An 18,304-nucleotide genomic window follows, 5' to 3' on the forward strand; every position below is an offset into this window, starting at 1 on the left:
TACGAGAGCCGGAGTCTACGCGCCGTACATAAGAACGGATATAAGAAAGGTGATGGCCCGACCGGCTCCGAGCAGCACCGTACGGCGGGACGGCCCTCAGCCACTCGACCTGCGCAGTCCGTGGACGGCGGCCGAGGTGTGCTGTGAGCGCGCGGTCAGCTGGCCCACCATCACGCGGACCAGGGTCACCACATCGGGGTCGTCGATGTAGTAGACCTGCCGCCGGCCCTCGCGACGGGAGCGGACGAGGCCGGCCAGCTTCAGCTTCGCCAGATGCTGGCTGACCGCGGGCAGCGCGCCGCCCACCCGGTCGGCGAGATGCGTGACATCGCTCTCCCCCTGCGACAGGGCCCACATCAGGTGCAGCCGGGCAGGGGCGGCGAGCAGACCGAACGCCGCGGCGGCCTCCGCCAGCACCTCGGCGGGCGGGTCGTCGAAGCCCGCGGCGTTCTCCGTCACCGTCTTCTCCCGTCCCCGCCCTCGTCACAGTTGACGCGCACGCGCCCACCCAGTGTAGGGGCCCCGTAAGGAAGCCCAGCAGCGGGCGTGGGGGAGGGAGAGGACTCAGTCCTCGTAATAGTTGTTGACCTCGACGTCCGGCTCGTCGTCGTCGAACGCCTCGTTGAGCAGTGCGCCGCCGATGAGGCCGGCCGCGCCGGCGCCGATGAGCGCGCCGGTGCCGAAGCGCCGGCCGCCGCCCTGCTGGTGGTCATGGTCCGCGTACGGCTGTCCGTACCCCTGCTGCGGGTAGCCCTGCTGCGGATATCCCTGCTGGGGGTAGCCCTGTTGGGGATAGCCCTGCGGCACAGGCTGCGGATAGCCCTGCTGGGGCGGGGTGTAGAAGGGCGGTGCCGTGGTCTGTACCCGCTGTGCGCAGGCGCCGCAGACCTGGACGGGGCGGGGCACGCCCCACTGCGGGGACCAGGTCACGGTCGTGGCACCCGGGCCGTGGTTGGGGTCGAAGAAGCAGGTCACGGTCGAACTCCCGGTCATGGATTGCGGAGATGGGGGAAACACCGGGGCCGGCGGGGCGCCGGCCGGCGGCTGCTGAGGGGTGGGCGGCACGGGCGTACCGGCGCTCGGGTGCGGGGTGGACGGCAGGGGCGTACCGGCGCTCGGCTGCGAGGTGGACGGCAGGGATGTGCCGGCGATCGCCCGCGAACCTCCGGGCGGAGCAGGGCTCTCGGTCGGGATCGCGGGCGCGGGCGCCTCCTCCTGCAGCACGGTGACGCCGTAGTCCGTGGCGATGCCGGCGAGTCCCGAGGCGTACCCCTGGCCGATCGCGCGGAACTTCCACTGCGCGCCGTGCCGGTACAACTCGCCGAAGACCAGGGCCGTCTCCGTCGACAGGCTGCCGGGCGCCAGGTCGTAGCGGGCCAGTTCGGTGCCGCCGTCCCGGTCGAGGACGCGGATGTGCGCCCGCTGGACCTGGCCGAAGGCCTGGCCGCGGCTCGCGGCGTCGTACAGGGACACCGGGAAGACGATCTTCTCGACCCGGTCCGGGACCTTGGTGAGGTCGATCTGGATCCGCTGGTCGTCCCCGTCGGCCGGACTGCCGGTTCCGCAGTGGCGGACCGAACCGTCGGGGCTGCTCAGGTTGTTGAAGAAGACGAAGTGCTCGTCGGAGAGCACCTGGCCCGACGGGTCGCACAGCAGCGCGCCGACGTCCGGTTCGTACCCGGTCTTCGCCTGCCAGCCCAGCCCGACCGTCACAGCAGTCAGGCCCGGGGCCTGCTTGCTCAGCGACACATTGCCGCCCTTGGTCAGGGACACACTCATCCACGTCCTCCGCAGCCGCTCACACTTACCGCGTCCATCATGATCGACGTCTCCGGGGCCTCTTCAGTTCCCCGATTGCGCAATGTCTTAATCATGTAGCAGAACCTCCACGGCTCGTCATCAGGGGGCGAACCCCCCTTGCCCGGAGCGCCTCAACCACCCCTAGGCTTGCGCAAACAGGCAACCCCCAGTGTCGGCGTCCGGCGCCTGCGGCGCGGAACCCGACCCGACCGAAGGACAACACCGTGGGCATCATCGGCTGGATCATCCTCGGCCTGCTCGCCGGAGGCATCGCCAAGATCCTGCTGCCCGGCCGCGACCCGGGCGGCCTGATCGGCACCACCCTCATCGGCGTCGCGGGCGCCTTCGTCGGGGGCTGGCTCTCCGCCCGCTTCCTCGACCGCCCGGTGGAGAAGCACTTCTTCGACCTCTACACCTGGGGCGCGGCGATCGGCGGCTCCCTGGTGCTGCTCATCGGCTACCGCCTCCTGTTCGGCAACTCCCGCGACTGACGCGGCGGGCGGCGGATCCTGGAACGTCCGGCCCGCGGCCGGCTCGCCCAGGGCCGTCAACTGCCGGCCGGAGCCGCCGCGATGGAGCGCGCGCGAGGTCCACCAGGACGACCTCGTCGTCGCCCCGGGCGCCCGCGCCGCCGGTGAGGTCGTCGCCGAAGTGCCGCACCGAGCCGTCGTCGCCGGCCAGATGCCGGAAGAAGGCGACGTCCGCGAGCCGTCCGCGCCGGATCAGACGCTGACGCCGAAGTCGCCCGCGATGCCCGCGAGTCCGGAGGCGTAGCCCTGTCCGACGGCCCGGAACTTCCACTCGGCACCGCCCCGGTACAGCTCGCCGAAGACCATCGCGGTCTCGGTCGAGGCGTCCTCCGACAGGTCGTAGCGGGCGAGTTCGGCGCCGCCGGACTGGTTGACGACGCGGATGAATGCGTTGCGCACCTGACCGAAGCTCTGACCGCGCGCGTCGGCGTCGTGGATGGACACCGGGAAGACGATCCGGTCGACCTCGGCGGGTACGGCGGCGAGGTTCACCTTGATGCTCTCGTCGTCCCCCTCGCCCTCACCGGTGAGGTTGTCACCGGTGTGCTCGACGGAGCCGTCCGGGCTGGCGAGGTTGTTGTAGAAGACGAAGTGACGGTCGGAGACGACCTTGCCCGAGTCGTTCAGCAGCAGGGCGGAGGCGTCGAGGTCGAAGCCGGCACCCGTGGTGGTCCGCACGTCCCAGCCCAGTCCGACGACCACCGCGCTCAGTCCCGGCGCCTCCTTGCTCAGCGACACGTTTCCACCCTTGGACAGGGAAACACCCATGGTTCGTCCCTCCACGCACATGATCGGTTCGGATCCGTGTCCCGGACCCGAATTGAATCTACAACACTGTAGAAGTTGCGGGCCGTGCGGCACGGCCGATGCCGCCACGAGCAGCGCAAACCGGCCATGGGGTCCGCTCTGTACGATGTGATGTTCCTCGTGATGTTCCTCCGGCACGGGGAATCGAGGCGCGGCCCGGCGGAGAGGCGAGGCCCGGCGGAAGGGAGACAGCGGTGACGGAGCCCGAGGCACGCCGCCCGCGCAGGGCGCAGGGCGCGCTGGAGACCCGGGTGCTCGCGGCACTGCACGAGGCGGGCCGGCCGGTGACCGCGGGCTGGGTGCAGGAGCGCCTGGCGGCCGATCTCGCCTACACGACCGTGATGACGGTCCTCGTGCGGCTGCTGGCGAAGAACGCCGTGACCCGCAGGCGTGAGGGCCGCTCGTTCGTCTGGCTGCCCGCCGCCGACGAGGCGGGGCTCGCCGCGCTGAAGATGCGCAAGGTCCTGGACGGCGAGCAGGACCGCCGGGCGGTGCTGGCGAGTTTCATCACCGCACTGCCGGAGGGCGACGAGCGACTGCTGCGCGAACTGCTGGACCAGGCCGACGACGAGGACTGAGGCACGCATGGGAATCTTCGTCTTCCTGCCCCTGGTCCTGCCGCTCACGGCCTGGCCGGTCGCCCGTCTGGCCGAGCAGCGCCTGCATCCGCGCACCGCCACCGTGCTGCTGACCGGCGTCGCCACGGTCATGGCGCTGTGCAGCACGCTGTGTCTGGCCCTGCTGATGGTCGTCGGCACGGCCCAACTGCCCGGCAACCCACTGCCGGACGGCTGGTCGGACCCCGAGGTGCGCGCGAGCGTGCCACGGCACGAGGTCGCCGGGAAGGCCGCGATCCCCGCACTGCTCGCGGTCGTCGCGACCGGTGCCCGCGCGCTGCTGCGGCACGGCCGGGTACGGCGGCGTGCCCACGCGGCGCTGCGCGGGCTGCCGTCCACGCAGGTGGCGGTGCTGCCGGACGCGGAGCCGTACGCCTACGCCCTGCCGGGCGGCCCGCGGGAGCGGATCGTGGTGTCCACGGCGATGCTCGACTGTCTGGCGTCCCGGGAGCGCCGGGCGCTGTTCGCTCACGAGCGGGCCCATCTCGCCGCCCGGCACCACCGGCATCTGCTGCTCGTCCAACTCGCCGCCTGCGCCAACCCGTTCCTGCGGCCCCTGCGCACGGCGGTCGCCTACACGGCGGAGCGCTGGGCGGACGAGGAGGCGGCGCGGGCCGTCGGCAGCCGCAGGGCCGTCGCCCGGGCGATCGGCACCGCCGCGCTCGTCTCCCGCGCCGCGCCCGCGCCGACGCTCGCCGCGCTGGCCGCGCCCGGACCGCTCCCCCGGCGGGTCGCCGCGCTTCTCGCGCCGGCGCCGAGCGGGCGCGCCTGGCCGTCCGTCTTCACGACCGTGGGCCTGGCCCTGTGGACGGCGGCCACCGGGGCCGTCCTCTCCGCGACGTGCTCGGCCAACTCCGCGGTCACCCTGCTGCTCCTGTTGCAGGCGGCGACCCCGCTGTGAGCGGGTGGCCGCCTCGCGATACCGGCGTGATGACGATGGATGCCGCGCACGCGCCGGACGCGGTCCATGCCCTCCGGGGCCTGGGCTTCGCCGTTCCCGAGGGGGGCCTTTCCGCGGCGGCCCTGCACGAGCGCTTCGGCGTGGAACTCCTGCCTGAACAGCGATTCCCGGTGCGGTAGAGCGGGATCCCGGTGCGCCGGGCGCGCCGGCTCCGGCGACCGAGACCGTGGCCCTGGCCACGACGGCGCTGCCGCCGTCCCTGCGCCGCCCTGTGCCGAGCGCGCAGACCCTGGCCTCCCTCGGCCTGCCGTCCGGCGGGCGGCTCGCCGTGGCCGTCGGCGCGGCCTGTCCCGGCCGCTTCGGACGGCACCTGTACGACCTGTCCGAGGTGCCGTGGGAACGCCGCCCGCCCGGCTCGACGAGACCGTCGCGCTGTGGCGGGCCTGGTGGGACGGCCGTTTCCGTGGTGTGCTGGTAGTGGCGGGAAGGACCGAGAGACAGACGCGGGGAAGCGGCCGGAGAGCCGCGCACCGCGCAATCCGGATCCGCGAGAAGCGGATGGCCCTTCCCGCCCTCGACTTCGTCCCCTGCTTTTCGCCCTCTGCCTTCGTGGGCGTTCAGCCCCGGCCGCCGCTGAAGTTTCCCCAGCGGGGGCCTATCTGCTTCCATTCCTCGTCCCACTCGGCCATCCGCCGGCGGATCAGCCGGGTGCGGAGCAGCCAGCCCGCGCTCCAGACCGCCGCGCCCGCCGAGGGGGCGACGAGGGCGCCGGTGAGGGCCGCCTGCAGGTCCGCCGCGGCGCCGGTGACGGGCCGGGAGACCACGTGGCCCGCGGGGTTCGTCCACACCGTCACCCGGGATCCGGTGGTGGCACCGGGCTCGACCTTCGCCCGGTCGGTGTGCACGGTGCCGTGCGCGTCCGTCCAGCGCACGGTGGCCCAGACCTGTCCGTCGTCGTAGCCGGTGCCGGAGGTCGGGGCGCTCGCCGGGGTGTCGGTGAGCACGCCGGAGACGGCGCGCACCCGGGCCTGCCGGGCGGTGAACGCCGCGTCGGCGCTGTGGGCCGCCAGGAGTCCGGCGACGGCCCCGCCGAGGACGGCGAGCACCCAGGTCGCGAGGACGATCCAGGCCTCGACGACATCGCTGTGCCGTCTGAGCGGATTGCGCCGCCAGCGCCACAGCCGTACCCGGGTGACCGTCGTGGGAGGTGTCCGGTTCATCGTCACCGCCTCCTCTCGCGCACCGGCGGCCTCGCCGCGCACTCCACGTCCGCCCCGCCGGGCGGGATCACGCCGGGCGGGCGGCGAGCGGGCTCGGGGCGGTCTCCCGGACCCGGCCGTCGAGTGCCACGACTCCATCGTGCACCTCAATCCGGACGAAGGCGGCGTGAGCGCCGAAGAGGAGCCCGAGAGGGACCCGGGAGGGGCCGGGAGGGGCCGGGAGGGACCCGAGAGGAGCCCGGAGGAGCCGGAGAGGAGCCCCATGGGCACCCGGCAGGCACCAGGCAGGCACCCGCCGGCCTTGCGCCGGCGCTCCCCCGCGGCCCCCTCGGCCCCCTCGGCCCGTGCGGTCGGGCCGTCCGGCCCTGGGGCCGAGGCCGAAGGGCACTGGGCGCGCGGCCGGTGACGTACCACCGTGGGAGACAGGAGCGGCGCCGATTCCCCCGCGGTGCCGTTCCGCCCCCGGCGTCCACGCCGTGGGCGCCGGGGGACCGGAGCCGACGAGGAGACCGTCACGCACCCGCGAAGAAGCCAGCCATGATCCGTAACGACGAGCCGGCGCTCCGGCGCATCGAGATCGACCCCGTCGAGGCACTGCGGCTGCTGGGCACCGTGTCGCTGGGGAGGATCGTCTTCACCCGGCAGGCGCTGCCCACCGTCCGCCCCGTCAGCCATGTCCTGGACGGCGGCGACATCGTCATCCGCACCCATGAAGGCGCCGCGCTCACCGCGCACGCCCAGCAGGACAGCGGCGAGGGCGTGGTGGTCGCCTACGAGGCCGACGCGATCGATCCGGGCACGCACCTCGGCTGGAGCGTCGTCGTCACGGGCTACGCCCGGCTTGTCACGGACCCCGCCGACCTGGCCCGGCTGCGTTCGCTGCTCGTCCCCTGGGCGCCGTGCGAGGAGATGGATCACGCCGTGCGCATCCGCCCCCACATGGTCACCGGTGTGCTCCTGACGGACGGGACCGATTCCGCCCCGGCGGTCAGGACGGTGTGAGCGGCAGATCGTCGGTGTAGGCGTTCACCGGCTGGGCGATGGGGCGGGCCCTGCGGACGTCCAGGGCCGCCTGCGCGGTCCTCGTGCCGAGGGCGCCTCGGGGGTGCCAGGTGCCGGTCACCGCGAGCCAGGTGTTCGCGGGGGGTGCCTCGGTGCCGTACACGCGGATCTTGACGGTCTGCGAGTCCGCCGCGCAGCACGTGAAGATGATCCGGGTCAGATACCAGCCGTCGTCGTCCTCGGCCGGGGTGACGAAGCCCGTGAGCTCGACGAGACGGCTCTTGACGGCCCGGGTGCGGTCCTGCTGGACGCGCTTGGTGAAGTCGGTGAGGGTCAGCGGCAGCGGTGAGGTCGCCGGCAGCGCGGCGAATCCTGTCCTCTGCACCGCCACCGGCTTGGTGCTGGAGCGTGCCGCCGTGTACGCGCCCAGGGCGGGCGGCGCGTAGAAGAGCAGGCTGGCCGCCGGGAGGAACAGCAGCCAGGCGACGCGCGGGGCGCCGGAGTGGTCATGACCATGCCGGTGTGCATGGCTGTGCCGGTGTTCATGACCCTGCTCGTGCTCGTGCGGGTCCGTGGTGGTGTGGCCATCGGCTGACCCACGGTTGTCGTGGACGGTGTCCCGCCGCTCGCCCCGTACGGCCGCCGCGGCCAGGCCGAGGAGGAGCAGGACGATGCCGGAGGCGATCAGCAGCGGTCGCAGACCGGCCTTGACGTACCGCAGATAGGTGTCGGTGAACAGGGCCGAGTGCAGCAGGCCGATGCCGGTCAGGGTCAGCAGCAGGGTCTGGGCAGGGCGTCTCACAGCAGGGCGCCTCCGATCAGGACGCTCGCGGCGACCGCCACGACGGTGGTGGCCGTGGAGAACCGCCAGGCGAAGGCCCGTCCGAAGGTGCCCGCCTGAAGGGCGATCAGCTTCAGGTCGACCATCGGTCCGACCACCATGAACGCGAGCCGCGCGGTCGGGGAGAAGCCGGTGAGCGAGGCGGCGACGAAGGCGTCGGCCTCGGAGCAGACCGCGAGCAGCACAGCGAGCCCCGCCAGGAAGAGCACCGAGAGCCAGGGCGAGCCGGAGAAGGTGTCGAGGACGGAGCGCGGCACGGCGACGTTGAAGGTGGCCGCGGCCATGGCGCCGAGGACGAGGAAGCCGCCGGCGTGCAGGAAGTCGTGCTGGAACCCCTGGCGGAACTCGTTCCAGCGGCTGTGGCCGTGCCGGTGGCCGCTGTCCCGGTGCCGTAGGAAGGGTCGTAGCCACTTCTCCTTGCCCAGCCAGAGCCAGAGCCAGCCCATCGCGGCCGCCGTGGCGAGGGAGGCGACCAGCCGGGCGGCGACCATCGCGGGGTTGCCCGGGAAGGCGACGGCGGTCGCGGTCAGCACCACGGGGTTGATGGCGGGCGCGGAGAGCAGGAAGGCGAAGGCGGCGGCCGGGGTGACGCCCCGGCCGATCAGGCTGTTGGCGACCGGGACGGAGGCGCACTCGCAGCCCGGCAGCACCGCGCCCGCGACGCCGGCGACCGGCACGGCGAGGGCGGCCCGCTTCGGCAGGATCCGGGTGAACAGGTCGGCCGGCACGAAGGCGTTGATGGCGCCGGACAGGGCGGTGCCGAGCAGCAGGAACGGGAGTGCCTGGACGGTGATGGCGAGGCAGACGGTGCGCCAGGCCTGGACGGCCGGCTGGTTCAGCCAGTGTGTGCCGCCGAGCAGGAGTACGGCCGCGGCACCGGCTGCGAGCGCGAGGGCGGCGCCGAGGGGCCACGGCCGGATACGGCGTACGGATGGCGAACCGACGGGCGCGACCGCCGCACACTCGACCACGCCAACCATTTCATCCGTTTTTTCCATTATCACTCCGGATGTCGGTGTCGGGCCGACGATAGGCGAGCGGCCCGTTCCGGCCGCGCGTACACGCCGCCGCGCGACCAACCCATGGCGCGCAATGCGTCCCATCGGTGGCGTAGGTGGGCCTTCTCACAATTCACCATCAACAATCACGAACGTGACGGCTGCCACTTCGCCCGGCGCACCTTTTCCTTACGTTCGTGGGCATGTCGTCTCGCCCCTCTTCCAGCACCGCACGCACCCGGACCGGCGTCCTCCTCTCCTCGGCCGCGGCCCTCCTCGCCGGTGCGCTGCTCCCCACCCCGGCGTCGGCCGCCACCCCGGTCGCGGCGCCGCACGCCACGGCCGCCGTGCTCGACCTGGACGACACCGGCCGCACGCCCGTGGTGCGAGGACAGGACAGCGCGTACGACACCGCCAGCATCGTCAAGGTCGACATCCTCGCGGCGGTGCTGCTCCGGGCCCAGGACGCGGGACGGCAGCTCACCGACGAGGAGCGTGGTCACGCCGAGCCGATGATCCAGCGCAGCGACAACACGGCGGCCGACGCGCTCTGGCAGCAGATCGGCCAGGCCTCCGGGCTGGCGGCGGCCAACGAGCGGCTGGGCCTGACCTCGACGACGGGCGGGGACGGCGGCAGGTGGGGGCTGACCCGGACGACCGCGAGCGATCAGATACGGCTGCTCAGGGCCGTGTTCGACGACGCCACGGCGACGGGGGCCGATGCCACGACGACGGGCTCCGGCGCCACCGCGCTGAACGCGCAGTCCCGGGCCTACATCCGCACCCTCATGGGCCAGGTCGTCCCCGAGCAGACCTGGGGAGTCTCGGCCGCCGGCGCCTCGGGCACCCCGCGCGCGCTGAAGAACGGCTGGCTGCAGCGCACCGCCTCCGGCCTGTGGGACATCAACAGCGTCGGCCAGGTCACCGTGAAGGGCCACCGCTGTCTCGTCGCGGTGCTGTCGAACGGCAGCGCCTCGATGAGCGAGGGGATCTCCCTGGTGGAGCGGACGGCACGCCAGGCCGTCGCCTGAGCCGCCCGCCCCGGCGTCAGCGGCCCACCGGACGCCGGGGGCGCACCAGGGCGGTGACGGTCAGCACTCCCAGGCCGGCCAGACAGAGCCAGGCGAAGGTGTCCGCGACGCGGTCGTAGACCGTGGTGCCGCCGTGCACGGGCACATCGGCGACCATGGTCTGCCGGCCGGTGGCGAAGTAGTCGGCGGTGGCGAGGACATGGCCCTGGCCGTCGTACGCGGCCGAGACGCCCTCGGCGTCCTGGCGGATCAGGGAGTAGCCGCCCTCGACGGCGGCCAGTACCGCCTTGTCGGTGTGCGCGGCGCCGTACTCCTTCCAGTCGTGCGCGGGCACCAGCATGATGTCGGCCCGCGTGCGCATCAGGTCCGGGAAGTCGGCGTCGTAGCAGATGACGTTGGCGAGCCGGCCGTACGGGGTGCGGACGACCGGCACCTGGCCGTCGCCGGGCGTGAACCGTTCCGAGCCGGGGATGGGGTGGGCCTTCTGGTAGGTCCAGAGCACCGTGCCGTGCGGGTCGATGAGGAGTGCCTCGTCCCGGCCGTGGGCGGGCGCGGTGGTGCTGTAGACGCGGACTCCGATCTCCAGGTAGACGCCCGAACGGCGGGCCTGCGCCCGGGCGGCGGCGATGGCGGCGGACTCCTGTGCCTCCTGAGTCCTGACGGCGTTCTCCGGCCAGATCACGATCTTCGCGCCGGCGGCCGCCTCACGGCGGGTCGCGGCCAGCAGGTCGTCCTCGACGGCGGTCATCGCGGGCCGCACCGCCGTGACGGGGGCCGCGGCGATGCCGCCCGGGCCGTCGGCGAACCGGGCGAGCGTGTCCTGCAGCCGCTCGGTCACGGTGCGGGACGGGCTGACACCGGCGATCCGTACGGTCGCGCCATGCGGCGGGAAGAAGGCCGACCGGGCGCCGCCGGCGAGCAGGACGCTCAGCAGGACGGCGATGCAGACGAGGCCGTCGCGCCAGGCGGGGCGGTCCCATATGCCGTTGACGGTGCTCGCGGCGTAGCCGATGAGGAAGCCGATGCCCCAGGGGCCGGTGACCGAGACGACCTGGAGGAGCGGCAGGTCCGCGTGCTGGGTGACGGCCAGGGAGCCGTAGGCCGTGCCGAACGGGGACACCAGGGTGATCAGGAACTCGGCGGCGGCGACACCGGCCGGGAAGACCAGCGCGGCGGGCGCCGCCGGCAGCCGGTCCGTCAGCAGTCTGTCGGCGAGGAAGGGCAGCGTCTGCAGGGCGGCCAGGGCGACGGCCCCGGCCAGCACCACGGTGTTGAGGCCGAGCGCCGACTCCTGCACCCAGAAGACGGCGGCCCCGAGGTGCGCCAGCCAGATCCACAGCGCCCCGGACCAGGCCCGGCTCAGCCGGGTGAAGCGCAGCAGCAGGACGGGGAAGATCCACGCGGCGACCGCGATGTCCCAGCGGCCACCGACGGCGAAGAGCATCGCCGCGGTGCCGAGCAGCAGGGGCCAGGCGCGCCGGTGGGCGCGGGTCGGCCGCGACGGCGGTGGTGCCGTCGGGTGGGGCGGTGCCGGTACGGCTGTGTTCGTCATGGTCGGGACGCTAGGACGGCCGGCCCCGGCCGCGCCTCGGGCCCGATGCCGATCCTCGGCGCGCCGACGCATCTTTCGATGCGCGCCCGGCGGAGGATCCGCGCCGCCCGCGCTGTCGTCTAGCCTGACGGACCGAGATGACCGTCCAGGTGAACGCCCTGCCCCGAGCCGCCCAGCACTGGCTCGCCGACCGACCGCGTCTGACGGACGCGCTGTGGGCCGGCGGCCTCACCCTGCTCGACATGGCGACCGTGCTGGACCGGGCACCGCGGCCGGTGGGCTGGGGGGTGGCGCTGTGGGGCGCGCAGACCGTGCCGCTGCTGTGGCGGCGGACGCGGCCGCGGACCGTCCTGGCGGCGATGACCGCGTTGTACGTCCTCTTCCAGGCGCTCGGTCCGATCCCGGGGAAGATCCCCGGGCCGTTCCTGCTGATGCTCGGCGTCTACGCCGTGGCCCGGTACGCACCGGCACCGGCGAGCGGGCCGCTCACCCTGTGCTGCCTCGCCGTCACCGCGGTCACGGATGCCCTGACCGGGAACTGGGAGCCGCCCCGGCTCGGCTCGCTGGAGCCGATCAGCGTCACGACGTTCGCGTTCTTCTTCGCCCTGGCCTGGCTGCTGGGGTACGGACGGCGCAGGATCGACGCCGACGCGGCACGCCTGCGCGAGCTGAACAGGAGGCTCGCGGCCGAGCAGGAGCTGAACGCCCGGCAGGCCGTGCTGACCGAACGGGCCCGTATCGCCCGCGACCTGCACGATGTCGTCGCGCACCACGTCAGCGCGATCGCCCTCCAGGCGCGCGCCGCCGAGGACGTGCTGACCTCGCGTCCGCCCGACCCCGGCGAGGCCGCGCACGGCGTCGGCCTGATCGCCCGGACCGCCGACACGGCGCTGACCGAGATGCGACGGCTGCTCGGGCTGCTGTCCTTCGGCGAACGCGACCTCGCGCCCGAGCCGTCCCTGGACCACCTCGACCTGCTGGTCGGTGTCGCGGCCTCGGCGGGGTGCCGCGTCAGCCGTGTCTCCGGGACGCCCGCCGGGAAGGCGCTGCCGGCCGGGATCCAGGTCTCGGCCTACCGGATCGTCCAGGAGGCGCTGACCAACGTGGTCAAGCACGCCGGTCCGGTCGTCGTGCGGATCGCCGTGCACGGGGACGAGACACGGCTGACGATCGAGGTGGACAACGACGCGCCGGCCCCGGGACACCGGCCGGTGCCCGGCGCCGGACGCGGGCTCGTCGGCATGCGGGAGCGGGTGGCGGCCTTCGACGGAGAACTGCACGCCGGGCCCCGCCCGGACGGGGGCTGGCGGGTACGCGCCGTGCTGTCGGCGCGGGCTCCCGGACCGGCACAGGGGGACCGATGACCGTACGCGTGCTCGTCGTGGACGACCAGGAGATCGTACGGACCGCGCTGCGTCTCGTCATCGACCGCAGGGAGGGCCTGTCGGTCGTCGGGGAGGCGGCCGACGGCGAGCAGGCCGTGGCCCGCGCCGTGGCGCTGCGACCGGACGTGGTGCTGATGGATGTGCGGATGCCGGGTACGACGGGCGTCGAGGCGACCCGGCGGATCGTCCAGGACTGGCCCGGCCCGGGGCCGGTGCCGCGGGTCCTGGTGCTGACCACCTTCGACCTGGACGAGTACGTGCACGCGGCGCTGCGCGCCGGGGCGGTCGGCTTCCTGCTGAAGAACAGTCGGCCCGATCAGCTCGCCGAGGCCCTGCGCGCGGCGGCGGACGGCGAGTCCGTGCTCGCCCCGAGCGTCACCCGGCGCCTGATCGACACGGTCACCGGGCTGCCACCGGCCCTCCTCGCCCCCGCGCCGGACCCGGCGTCGGAAGCCGGCATGCTCACCGAGCGCGAGATCCAGGTCCTCGTCCTGGTCGCGCGGGGGCTGTCCAACGCGCGGATCGCGGCGGACCTCGGGCTCAGCGAGGCGACCGTGAAGAGCCGGGTCAATCGCATCCTGACCCGGCTGGGCCTGGAGAACCGGGTCCAGGCCGCCCTGTTCGCCCACCGGACCGGCCTCGCGGGGCCCGGACCAGGGGTGGGCTGAGCCACGCCCTGCTGACACGCGGCCGGCCATGTCACCGCTTTCCCCTTTCCCTGTGACACGCCTGTGACAGTCGGCGGACGGCGTCATGACGTCCGGCAACCAACCTGGAGGAAATCGGGCAAATCGCCCTAAAGGTCAAACACCTCGCCGGAGGACAGCACCATGAGCGCCACTCTCACCACGCCGCACCCCAAGGCCCTCAGCACGCTGGCTCCGCGCGAGCGGGAGACGCTCCGGCACATCTCCGCCGGCCGCACATACGTCCAGACCGCCCGCCACATGGGGCTGTCCACCCATACCGTGGACGCCTATCTGCGCCGCATCCGGGCCAAGCTCAACATCACCAACACGGCCGAGCTGACCCGCGTGGCCATCTCCCTGGGCCTGTGAGCCAAGGGCCGCGCCGCCGAGCACCGGGCCCACGCGTGTGGGCCCGGTGTCCGTCGTGAGCCGGCCTCAGCCGACGGTCAGGGAGAACGGTCCGGCCAGGACCGAGTAGCCGTCATCGGCGAGGTAGTACACGTCGTACGTGCCCGCGCCGTTCAGTTTGCCGGTGGGGAAGGTGAGCGCGCCGCTGGCGTTCGGGGCGTAGGACCAGGTCAGCGAGGACTGCTTGCCCGGGGTGACGCCCGCCGGGTAGACGCCGATCCAGTTCTTGGCGCTGACCTGGGACGCCGTCGGCACCGAGTAGCGCAGGGTGACGTTGCCGCCGTTCGCGACCGCGTTCAGGTCGCCGGTGAGGGTCGGCTTGGTCGCGGTGGACGGCGCGAACGCGGCGTTGAGCGGCGTCGCGTAGGTGTCGTTGGCCGTGAGGCCGGGCAGCCCGAGGGCCGCCTCGACGGTGCGGCCGATGCTGTAGTGGTCGTAGTGGAGCGGGCTGCTGGTGCCGGCCGGGACCGTGCCCTGGGAGCCGACGACGGTGGTGGCGATGTGGTTGTACGCCTCGCTGTTGCTCTCGTCCCAGGTCAGGATGAGCAGCGAGCGCTGCTGGGTCCAGGCCGGCGAGGACAGGACCGGGGCGAGGGTCTGCTTCAGCCAGCCGTCCTGGGTCTTGAGGCTGGTGGCGCTGCCGTTGCCGGAGGCCTCCCCGTCGTAGTAGTCGTCGGCGGCGATCCAGGAGAAGTCCGGGGTGGTGGCCGCGGTCTTGAGGTCGGTGGTCAGCTGTGTGGTGTCGAACAGATGGGCCGCGCAGCGGGAGGCGTTGCCGCTGATGTCGGTGTAGTTGATGAAGGGCGCGTCGTCGGGCTCGTAGTAACTGTCGTGGTCGTTCTTGGTGTTGCAGGGGGTGCCCATGCCCTGCTCGTAGGCCTTCCAGGTCTTGCCGGCCTCCTCCAGGGTGTCGCCGAGGTTGCGCTCGGGTGAGTTGATGTTGGGGAAGTACGTGGCGCCCTTGGTGTAGGTGTCACCGCCCGCGACAGCGAGGTAGTTCTCGTCGCTCGGGTGGTAGACACCGTGGAAGTCGGTGAGGTTGGCGCCCTGGGCCATGAGGCTGTGCATGTACGGCGTGTCCGCCGGGTCGTTCATGACCTGGGAGTAGTCCGTGTTCTCCATCATGACCGTGAACACATGGTCGTAGCCCGGGACCTTGGAGACGGGCGGGGCGAGCGGGGCGGGCGCGCCGACCGGGGTGTCCAGGGTGAGGGAGAGGTTGTCGAGGTAGCCGGTCTCGCTGCTCGTCGACAGGAACTGCACCTCGACCTGGATGGACCGGGTGCCGGCCGGGATCGCGCCGGTGGCGCTGCGCGAGAGGAACGCGGTGGCATGTCCCCGGTCGCTCGCGGACACGGTGGGCAGTGTGGCGGTGGCGCCGAGGGGTCGTCCGCTGCCGTCGTGGAAGTGCAGGCTGACGGCGACATTGCCGCTGTAGGTGGTCCAGCCGCCGAGCCAGCCGGAGAGGTTATAGTGCACCGCGCCGCCGTCGATGGCCGTGGCCGCGGAGGAGACGTCCACGGTCTGGGTCATCGCGCCGTCGCCGAAGTTGCCGGGCGCGAAGAAGGCCTTGCCGGGGGTCCTGCCGTCGCCGGGCAGTCCGAAGGAGGCGACGGAGTGGCACATGACGTTCGGACCGCCGGCTTCGGTGGTCCAGCCGGGGACCGTGGTGGCGGCGGCCCAGTCGCCGGTGCAGTAACCGCCGCTCTCCGCATCGCCGTTGACGATCAGGTTGCCACTGGTCCCGGCCGCCTGGGCGGAAGCGGGGGCGGCGACGAGCAGGGCGCCGTGGAGGGCGAGAAGCCCGCCGAGAGATCTCCAGCGCGGTCGCATACGTAGTACCTCGTCCCGTTGATGAGGATGCCGCGAGGAGGGAAGACCTCACGGCCTGACTGTGCGCAACGAACGGGACATGAGTAGTGGCCGGCACTGTCGAACGGAAGAACCGCATCCAAACTTGACCAGACAAGTTCAGGGCGTACGAGGTCGAGCACCCATGGCCGCCCGCACCCGCGGGCAGGACCGCGAACACCGGCCCACTTGTTGAGACTTGAACAGGTCACCCGCCGGCCCGGCCGGGCACCCTTCCTACAAATTCCTTATTTGCCGTTTGGCCCATTTGTCCGTTTATCCTGGGCGGTCTTGCCCGACCGAAGAGAACGGTCGCGAAACGGGAGGAACGAGACATGCGCAGTGCACGATGGACCGCTCTCCCGGCGCGGATCAGACAGGCCGGCGGCGCCGAGGCCGCGCGTGCGACGGTGGCGGCGGCGCTGACCTGGCAGACCTGCGCACTGCTGCTGCACGTCACCGAGCCGTACGCGGGCGCCATCGCGGCCGTCCTGATCGTCGAGACGACGGTGGCGGCCACGGTGTCCGCCGCCACGCGGTACGCCGCCGGCTGCCTGCTGGGCGTGCTCGTGGCCATACCCGGCGCGCTGTACGCCGAGCCCGGCATGGTGGGACTGGCCGTCGTCGTCTTCGCCGCCGTGCTGCTGGCCCGGCACGGCTTCCTCGGTCACTACGGCCTGCATGTCCCGACGACCGCCCTGATCACCTTCGCGCTGGTCCGTGGCCGCCACCCCGGTGAGCTGGCCACCCACCTCGCGGAGATCGTGCTGGGCATCGCCTTCGGGCTGGCGTGCAGCGTGCTGCTCTTTCCCACCGTGCGGACACGGTCCGCCGAGCGGGCACTGGAGGACCTCCGGCTGGTGATCGCCCGGCATCTCGACGGCCTGGCCGACGCGGTCGTACGGCACCAGCGGCCACGTAACGTCCTCGGCCCGGCCTGGGAGGACGACCTCGGTACCGCGCTGACCCGCGCCCGGGCCGCCATGGACGAAGCGCACGAGAGCATGCGCTGGAACCTGCGGCCGACCGCCCGGCGCCGCCGCTCGCACCTGGACCACCGGGTGCTGCGCACCCTGAGCGACGTGGCGGGACAGGTGAGCACGACGGGCCGGCTCCTCGACACCCACCCCGAGGCGGCCGAGACCTCCCGCCCCGCCACCGCGTTCGCCCAGCCCTACGCCCGGCTGCTGCGGACGACCGCCCTGTGCGCCTATTCCTGCCGAGGCGGCCGGCCGCACCCGGCCCTGCCCGCCGCACGGCAGGCCCTCGCCCGGCTCGGCGCCCCCGACCGCGAGCCCCCGGACAAGGCCGCCCCGGACCAGCGTCTGCTGCGCCCCCTGGAATCGGCCCTCACCTGCCTGTCGGCGCCGGCGACCACGCCGACCGCCCGCCCCCACCGGCTCCTCCACCCGCTACGGCCCTCACCACGACGATGACCTCTCACACCAGCGATCTCCAGGACACCACCACCGTGCACACCGCCGCACCCGCGCGCCGGAAGCCGAGCGGATGGTCCGCGGCGCTCCGGGACCGGCGCACCGGCTCCCGCGCACTGCTGGCCTCGGCCCCCGTGCTGCTCATCATGCTCGTCACCGTCACCGACCTGTTCACCCCGGATTGGCTGCATGTCTCACCGGTCATGGCCGCCGTCCCGGTGCTGGCCGCCGTCCTGCTCACCTGGTGGGCGACGGCGGTGCTCGCCCTCGCCGCGCTCGTGATCGCGGCGCTGCTGCAGTGGGACGCGGGCAGCTGGGGGCATCCGGACACGAACGTCGCGCTGGTCAGCCTGTTCGTGGTCGGACTGACCTCGCTGACCGCGTGCTCGCTGCGACAGCGCCGGGAACGGCAGCTGAACCGGATCCGCTCCGTCGCCGAGACCGCCCAGTGCGCGCTGATGCACCCGCTCCCCCAGCGGATCGGCTCGCTCGCCCTGAGCGGTGTGTATCTGCCGGCCGAGTCGGAGGCACGGATCGGCGGCGACTTCTACGAAGCGGTGCGCACGCCGTACGGCATCCGGATCGTGATCGGCGACGTCCGGGGCAAGGGGCTGGAGGCCGTCGGTGCGTCGGCGACCCTGCTCGGCGCGTTCCGTGACCTCGCGCACCGGGAGCCCTCGCTGACGAAGGTGGCGGAGCAGCTCGACGAGCGGGCCCGCCGGCACATCGCCGCCCTCGACGGCGACCCGGACGCGCTCGGCCCCGACGGCCGGGGCACGCTCACGCTGTTCACGGAGCGGTTCGCCACGGCGCTGCTGATGGAGTTCCCGCCCGGCGAGCCCGTGGCCCGCATCGTGCACTGCGGCCATCCCGAGCCGTACGTCGTCCACGCCGGCGAGGTACGGCCGTACGAGCCGGACCAGCCCGGCGCGCCGCTGGGCCTCGGCGATCTGCTGGCGGCGCGCCCCGCCGCCCAGACGGTGCCGTTCGTCCCGGGTGACCGGCTCGTGCTGTACACCGACGGCTTCATCGAGGCCCGCGACCGCCGGGGCCGCTTCCACGACCTGGCCGCGCACGTGCAGGCGCACGCCGGGCGGCCTCTGGACGCGATGGTCGCCGCGCTGCGCCGCGACCTCGTCCGCCATGTGCGCGGGGACCTCGACGACGACGCGGCCCTGGTCGCCCTGGAACACCTGCCGTGAGCGGCCCGCCCGAGGAGACCGGCGCCCGGCGGGC

20 protein-coding genes and 1 pseudogene are annotated in these 18,304 nt (G+C 73.1%); 12 read left to right on the forward strand and 9 right to left on the reverse strand.

The window, feature by feature from the left end; genetic code table 11:
- Positions 1 to 96 precede the first annotated feature (96 nt).
- Positions 97 to 459, reverse strand: coding sequence for an ArsR/SmtB family transcription factor (locus IE277_RS19815; RefSeq protein ID WP_189954222.1), 363 nt, complete (start codon positions 457 to 459; stop codon positions 97 to 99).
- Between the two features lie 105 nt (positions 460 to 564).
- Complete coding sequence (locus IE277_RS49200) at positions 565 to 1,779, reverse strand: TerD family protein (RefSeq protein ID WP_189954224.1); 1,215 nt, start codon at positions 1,777 to 1,779, stop codon at positions 565 to 567.
- A gap of 245 nt (positions 1,780 to 2,024) precedes the next feature.
- Here IE277_RS49200 and IE277_RS19825 point away from each other — a divergent pair, with 245 nt between their 5' ends.
- Positions 2,025 to 2,291, forward strand: coding sequence for a GlsB/YeaQ/YmgE family stress response membrane protein (locus tag IE277_RS19825; protein ID WP_189954226.1), 267 nt, complete (start codon positions 2,025 to 2,027; stop codon positions 2,289 to 2,291).
- Between the two features lie 82 nt (positions 2,292 to 2,373).
- Here the strand turns inward: IE277_RS19825 and IE277_RS49560 are convergent.
- Together IE277_RS49560 and IE277_RS19830 are read right to left on the reverse strand one after the other, a co-directional pair.
- Positions 2,374 to 2,502 (reverse strand): annotated as a pseudogene (locus IE277_RS49560) (TerD family protein); the annotation flags it as partial.
- A 20-nt stretch (positions 2,503 to 2,522) separates the two neighbouring features.
- Positions 2,523 to 3,098 carry a TerD family protein gene (locus IE277_RS19830; protein ID WP_189954228.1) on the reverse strand — a complete coding sequence of 192 codons (576 nt, stop codon included), beginning with the start codon at positions 3,096 to 3,098 and terminating at the stop codon, positions 2,523 to 2,525.
- A 233-nt stretch (positions 3,099 to 3,331) separates the two neighbouring features.
- Here IE277_RS19830 and IE277_RS19835 point away from each other — a divergent pair, with 233 nt between their 5' ends.
- The 4 genes from IE277_RS19835 to IE277_RS19850 are packed head-to-tail and all read left to right on the forward strand — an operon-like array spanning position 3,332 to position 5,133.
- Complete coding sequence (locus IE277_RS19835; RefSeq protein ID WP_308433402.1) at positions 3,332 to 3,715, forward strand: BlaI/MecI/CopY family transcriptional regulator; 384 nt, start codon at positions 3,332 to 3,334, stop codon at positions 3,713 to 3,715.
- Between the two features lie 7 nt (positions 3,716 to 3,722).
- On the forward strand, positions 3,723 to 4,655 hold the full coding sequence (locus IE277_RS19840) for a M56 family metallopeptidase (RefSeq protein ID WP_189954232.1): 933 nt from the start codon (positions 3,723 to 3,725) through the stop codon (positions 4,653 to 4,655).
- A 26-nt stretch (positions 4,656 to 4,681) separates the two neighbouring features.
- Positions 4,682 to 4,834, forward strand: coding sequence for a hypothetical protein (locus IE277_RS19845; protein WP_189954234.1), 153 nt, complete (start codon positions 4,682 to 4,684; stop codon positions 4,832 to 4,834).
- Between the two features lie 47 nt (positions 4,835 to 4,881).
- On the forward strand, positions 4,882 to 5,133 hold the full coding sequence (locus tag IE277_RS19850) for a hypothetical protein (protein WP_229881809.1): 252 nt from the start codon (positions 4,882 to 4,884) through the stop codon (positions 5,131 to 5,133).
- Between the two features lie 139 nt (positions 5,134 to 5,272).
- On the opposite strand, the gene IE277_RS19855 is transcribed toward IE277_RS19850, so the two are convergent.
- Positions 5,273 to 5,875 (reverse strand): Rv1733c family protein, encoded by a 603-nt coding sequence (locus IE277_RS19855; protein WP_189954237.1) that lies wholly within the window; start codon positions 5,873 to 5,875, stop codon positions 5,273 to 5,275.
- A gap of 537 nt (positions 5,876 to 6,412) precedes the next feature.
- Between IE277_RS19855 and IE277_RS19860 the strand changes: the two genes are divergently transcribed.
- Entirely contained in the window at positions 6,413 to 6,877 is a 465-nt protein-coding gene (locus IE277_RS19860; protein WP_189954239.1) for a pyridoxamine 5'-phosphate oxidase family protein, read from the forward strand.
- Here IE277_RS19860 and IE277_RS19865 read toward each other — a convergent pair.
- Together IE277_RS19865 and IE277_RS19870 are read right to left on the reverse strand one after the other, a co-directional pair.
- Entirely contained in the window at positions 6,864 to 7,679 is an 816-nt protein-coding gene (locus IE277_RS19865) for a TIGR03943 family putative permease subunit (RefSeq protein WP_189954242.1), read from the reverse strand. The genes IE277_RS19860 and IE277_RS19865 overlap by 14 nt on opposite strands.
- Complete coding sequence (locus tag IE277_RS19870; RefSeq protein ID WP_229881811.1) at positions 7,676 to 8,698, reverse strand: permease; 1,023 nt, start codon at positions 8,696 to 8,698, stop codon at positions 7,676 to 7,678. The genes IE277_RS19865 and IE277_RS19870 overlap by 4 nt, the downstream gene beginning before the upstream one ends.
- Before the next feature lie 221 nt (positions 8,699 to 8,919).
- Between IE277_RS19870 and IE277_RS19875 the strand changes: the two genes are divergently transcribed.
- Positions 8,920 to 9,747 (forward strand): serine hydrolase, encoded by an 828-nt coding sequence (locus IE277_RS19875; protein ID WP_189954244.1) that lies wholly within the window; start codon positions 8,920 to 8,922, stop codon positions 9,745 to 9,747.
- A gap of 16 nt (positions 9,748 to 9,763) precedes the next feature.
- Here IE277_RS19875 and IE277_RS19880 read toward each other — a convergent pair whose 3' ends face one another.
- Complete coding sequence (locus IE277_RS19880; RefSeq protein ID WP_189954246.1) at positions 9,764 to 11,299, reverse strand: nitrilase-related carbon-nitrogen hydrolase; 1,536 nt, start codon at positions 11,297 to 11,299, stop codon at positions 9,764 to 9,766.
- A gap of 137 nt (positions 11,300 to 11,436) precedes the next feature.
- Between IE277_RS19880 and IE277_RS19885 the strand changes: the two genes are divergently transcribed.
- From IE277_RS19885 to IE277_RS19895, 3 genes are all read left to right on the forward strand, one after another.
- Entirely contained in the window at positions 11,437 to 12,663 is a 1,227-nt protein-coding gene (locus IE277_RS19885; protein ID WP_189954248.1) for a sensor histidine kinase, read from the forward strand.
- On the forward strand, positions 12,660 to 13,352 hold the full coding sequence (locus IE277_RS19890) for a response regulator (RefSeq protein ID WP_189954250.1): 693 nt from the start codon (positions 12,660 to 12,662) through the stop codon (positions 13,350 to 13,352). The genes IE277_RS19885 and IE277_RS19890 overlap by 4 nt, the downstream gene beginning before the upstream one ends.
- A gap of 162 nt (positions 13,353 to 13,514) precedes the next feature.
- Positions 13,515 to 13,742 (forward strand): response regulator transcription factor, encoded by a 228-nt coding sequence (locus IE277_RS19895; protein ID WP_189954252.1) that lies wholly within the window; start codon positions 13,515 to 13,517, stop codon positions 13,740 to 13,742.
- Positions 13,743 to 13,808: 66 nt separating this feature from the next.
- On the opposite strand, the gene IE277_RS19900 is transcribed toward IE277_RS19895, so the two are convergent.
- On the reverse strand, positions 13,809 to 15,614 hold the full coding sequence (locus IE277_RS19900; RefSeq protein WP_189954254.1) for an alkaline phosphatase family protein: 1,806 nt from the start codon (positions 15,612 to 15,614) through the stop codon (positions 13,809 to 13,811).
- 353 nt (positions 15,615 to 15,967) lie between these two features.
- Here IE277_RS19900 and IE277_RS19905 point away from each other — a divergent pair, with 353 nt between their 5' ends.
- Together IE277_RS19905 and IE277_RS19910 are read left to right on the forward strand one after the other, a co-directional pair.
- Entirely contained in the window at positions 15,968 to 17,068 is a 1,101-nt protein-coding gene (locus IE277_RS19905) for an FUSC family protein (protein WP_189954256.1), read from the forward strand.
- On the forward strand, positions 17,065 to 18,270 hold the full coding sequence (locus IE277_RS19910) for a PP2C family protein-serine/threonine phosphatase (RefSeq protein ID WP_189954257.1): 1,206 nt from the start codon (positions 17,065 to 17,067) through the stop codon (positions 18,268 to 18,270). Before IE277_RS19905 ends, IE277_RS19910 begins: the two co-directional genes overlap by 4 nt.
- Positions 18,271 to 18,304 lie beyond the last annotated feature (34 nt).

Origin of the sequence: Streptomyces alanosinicus (assembly GCF_014650595.1) — a bacterium.
GTDB lineage: Bacteria > Actinomycetota > Actinomycetes > Streptomycetales > Streptomycetaceae > Streptomyces > Streptomyces alanosinicus.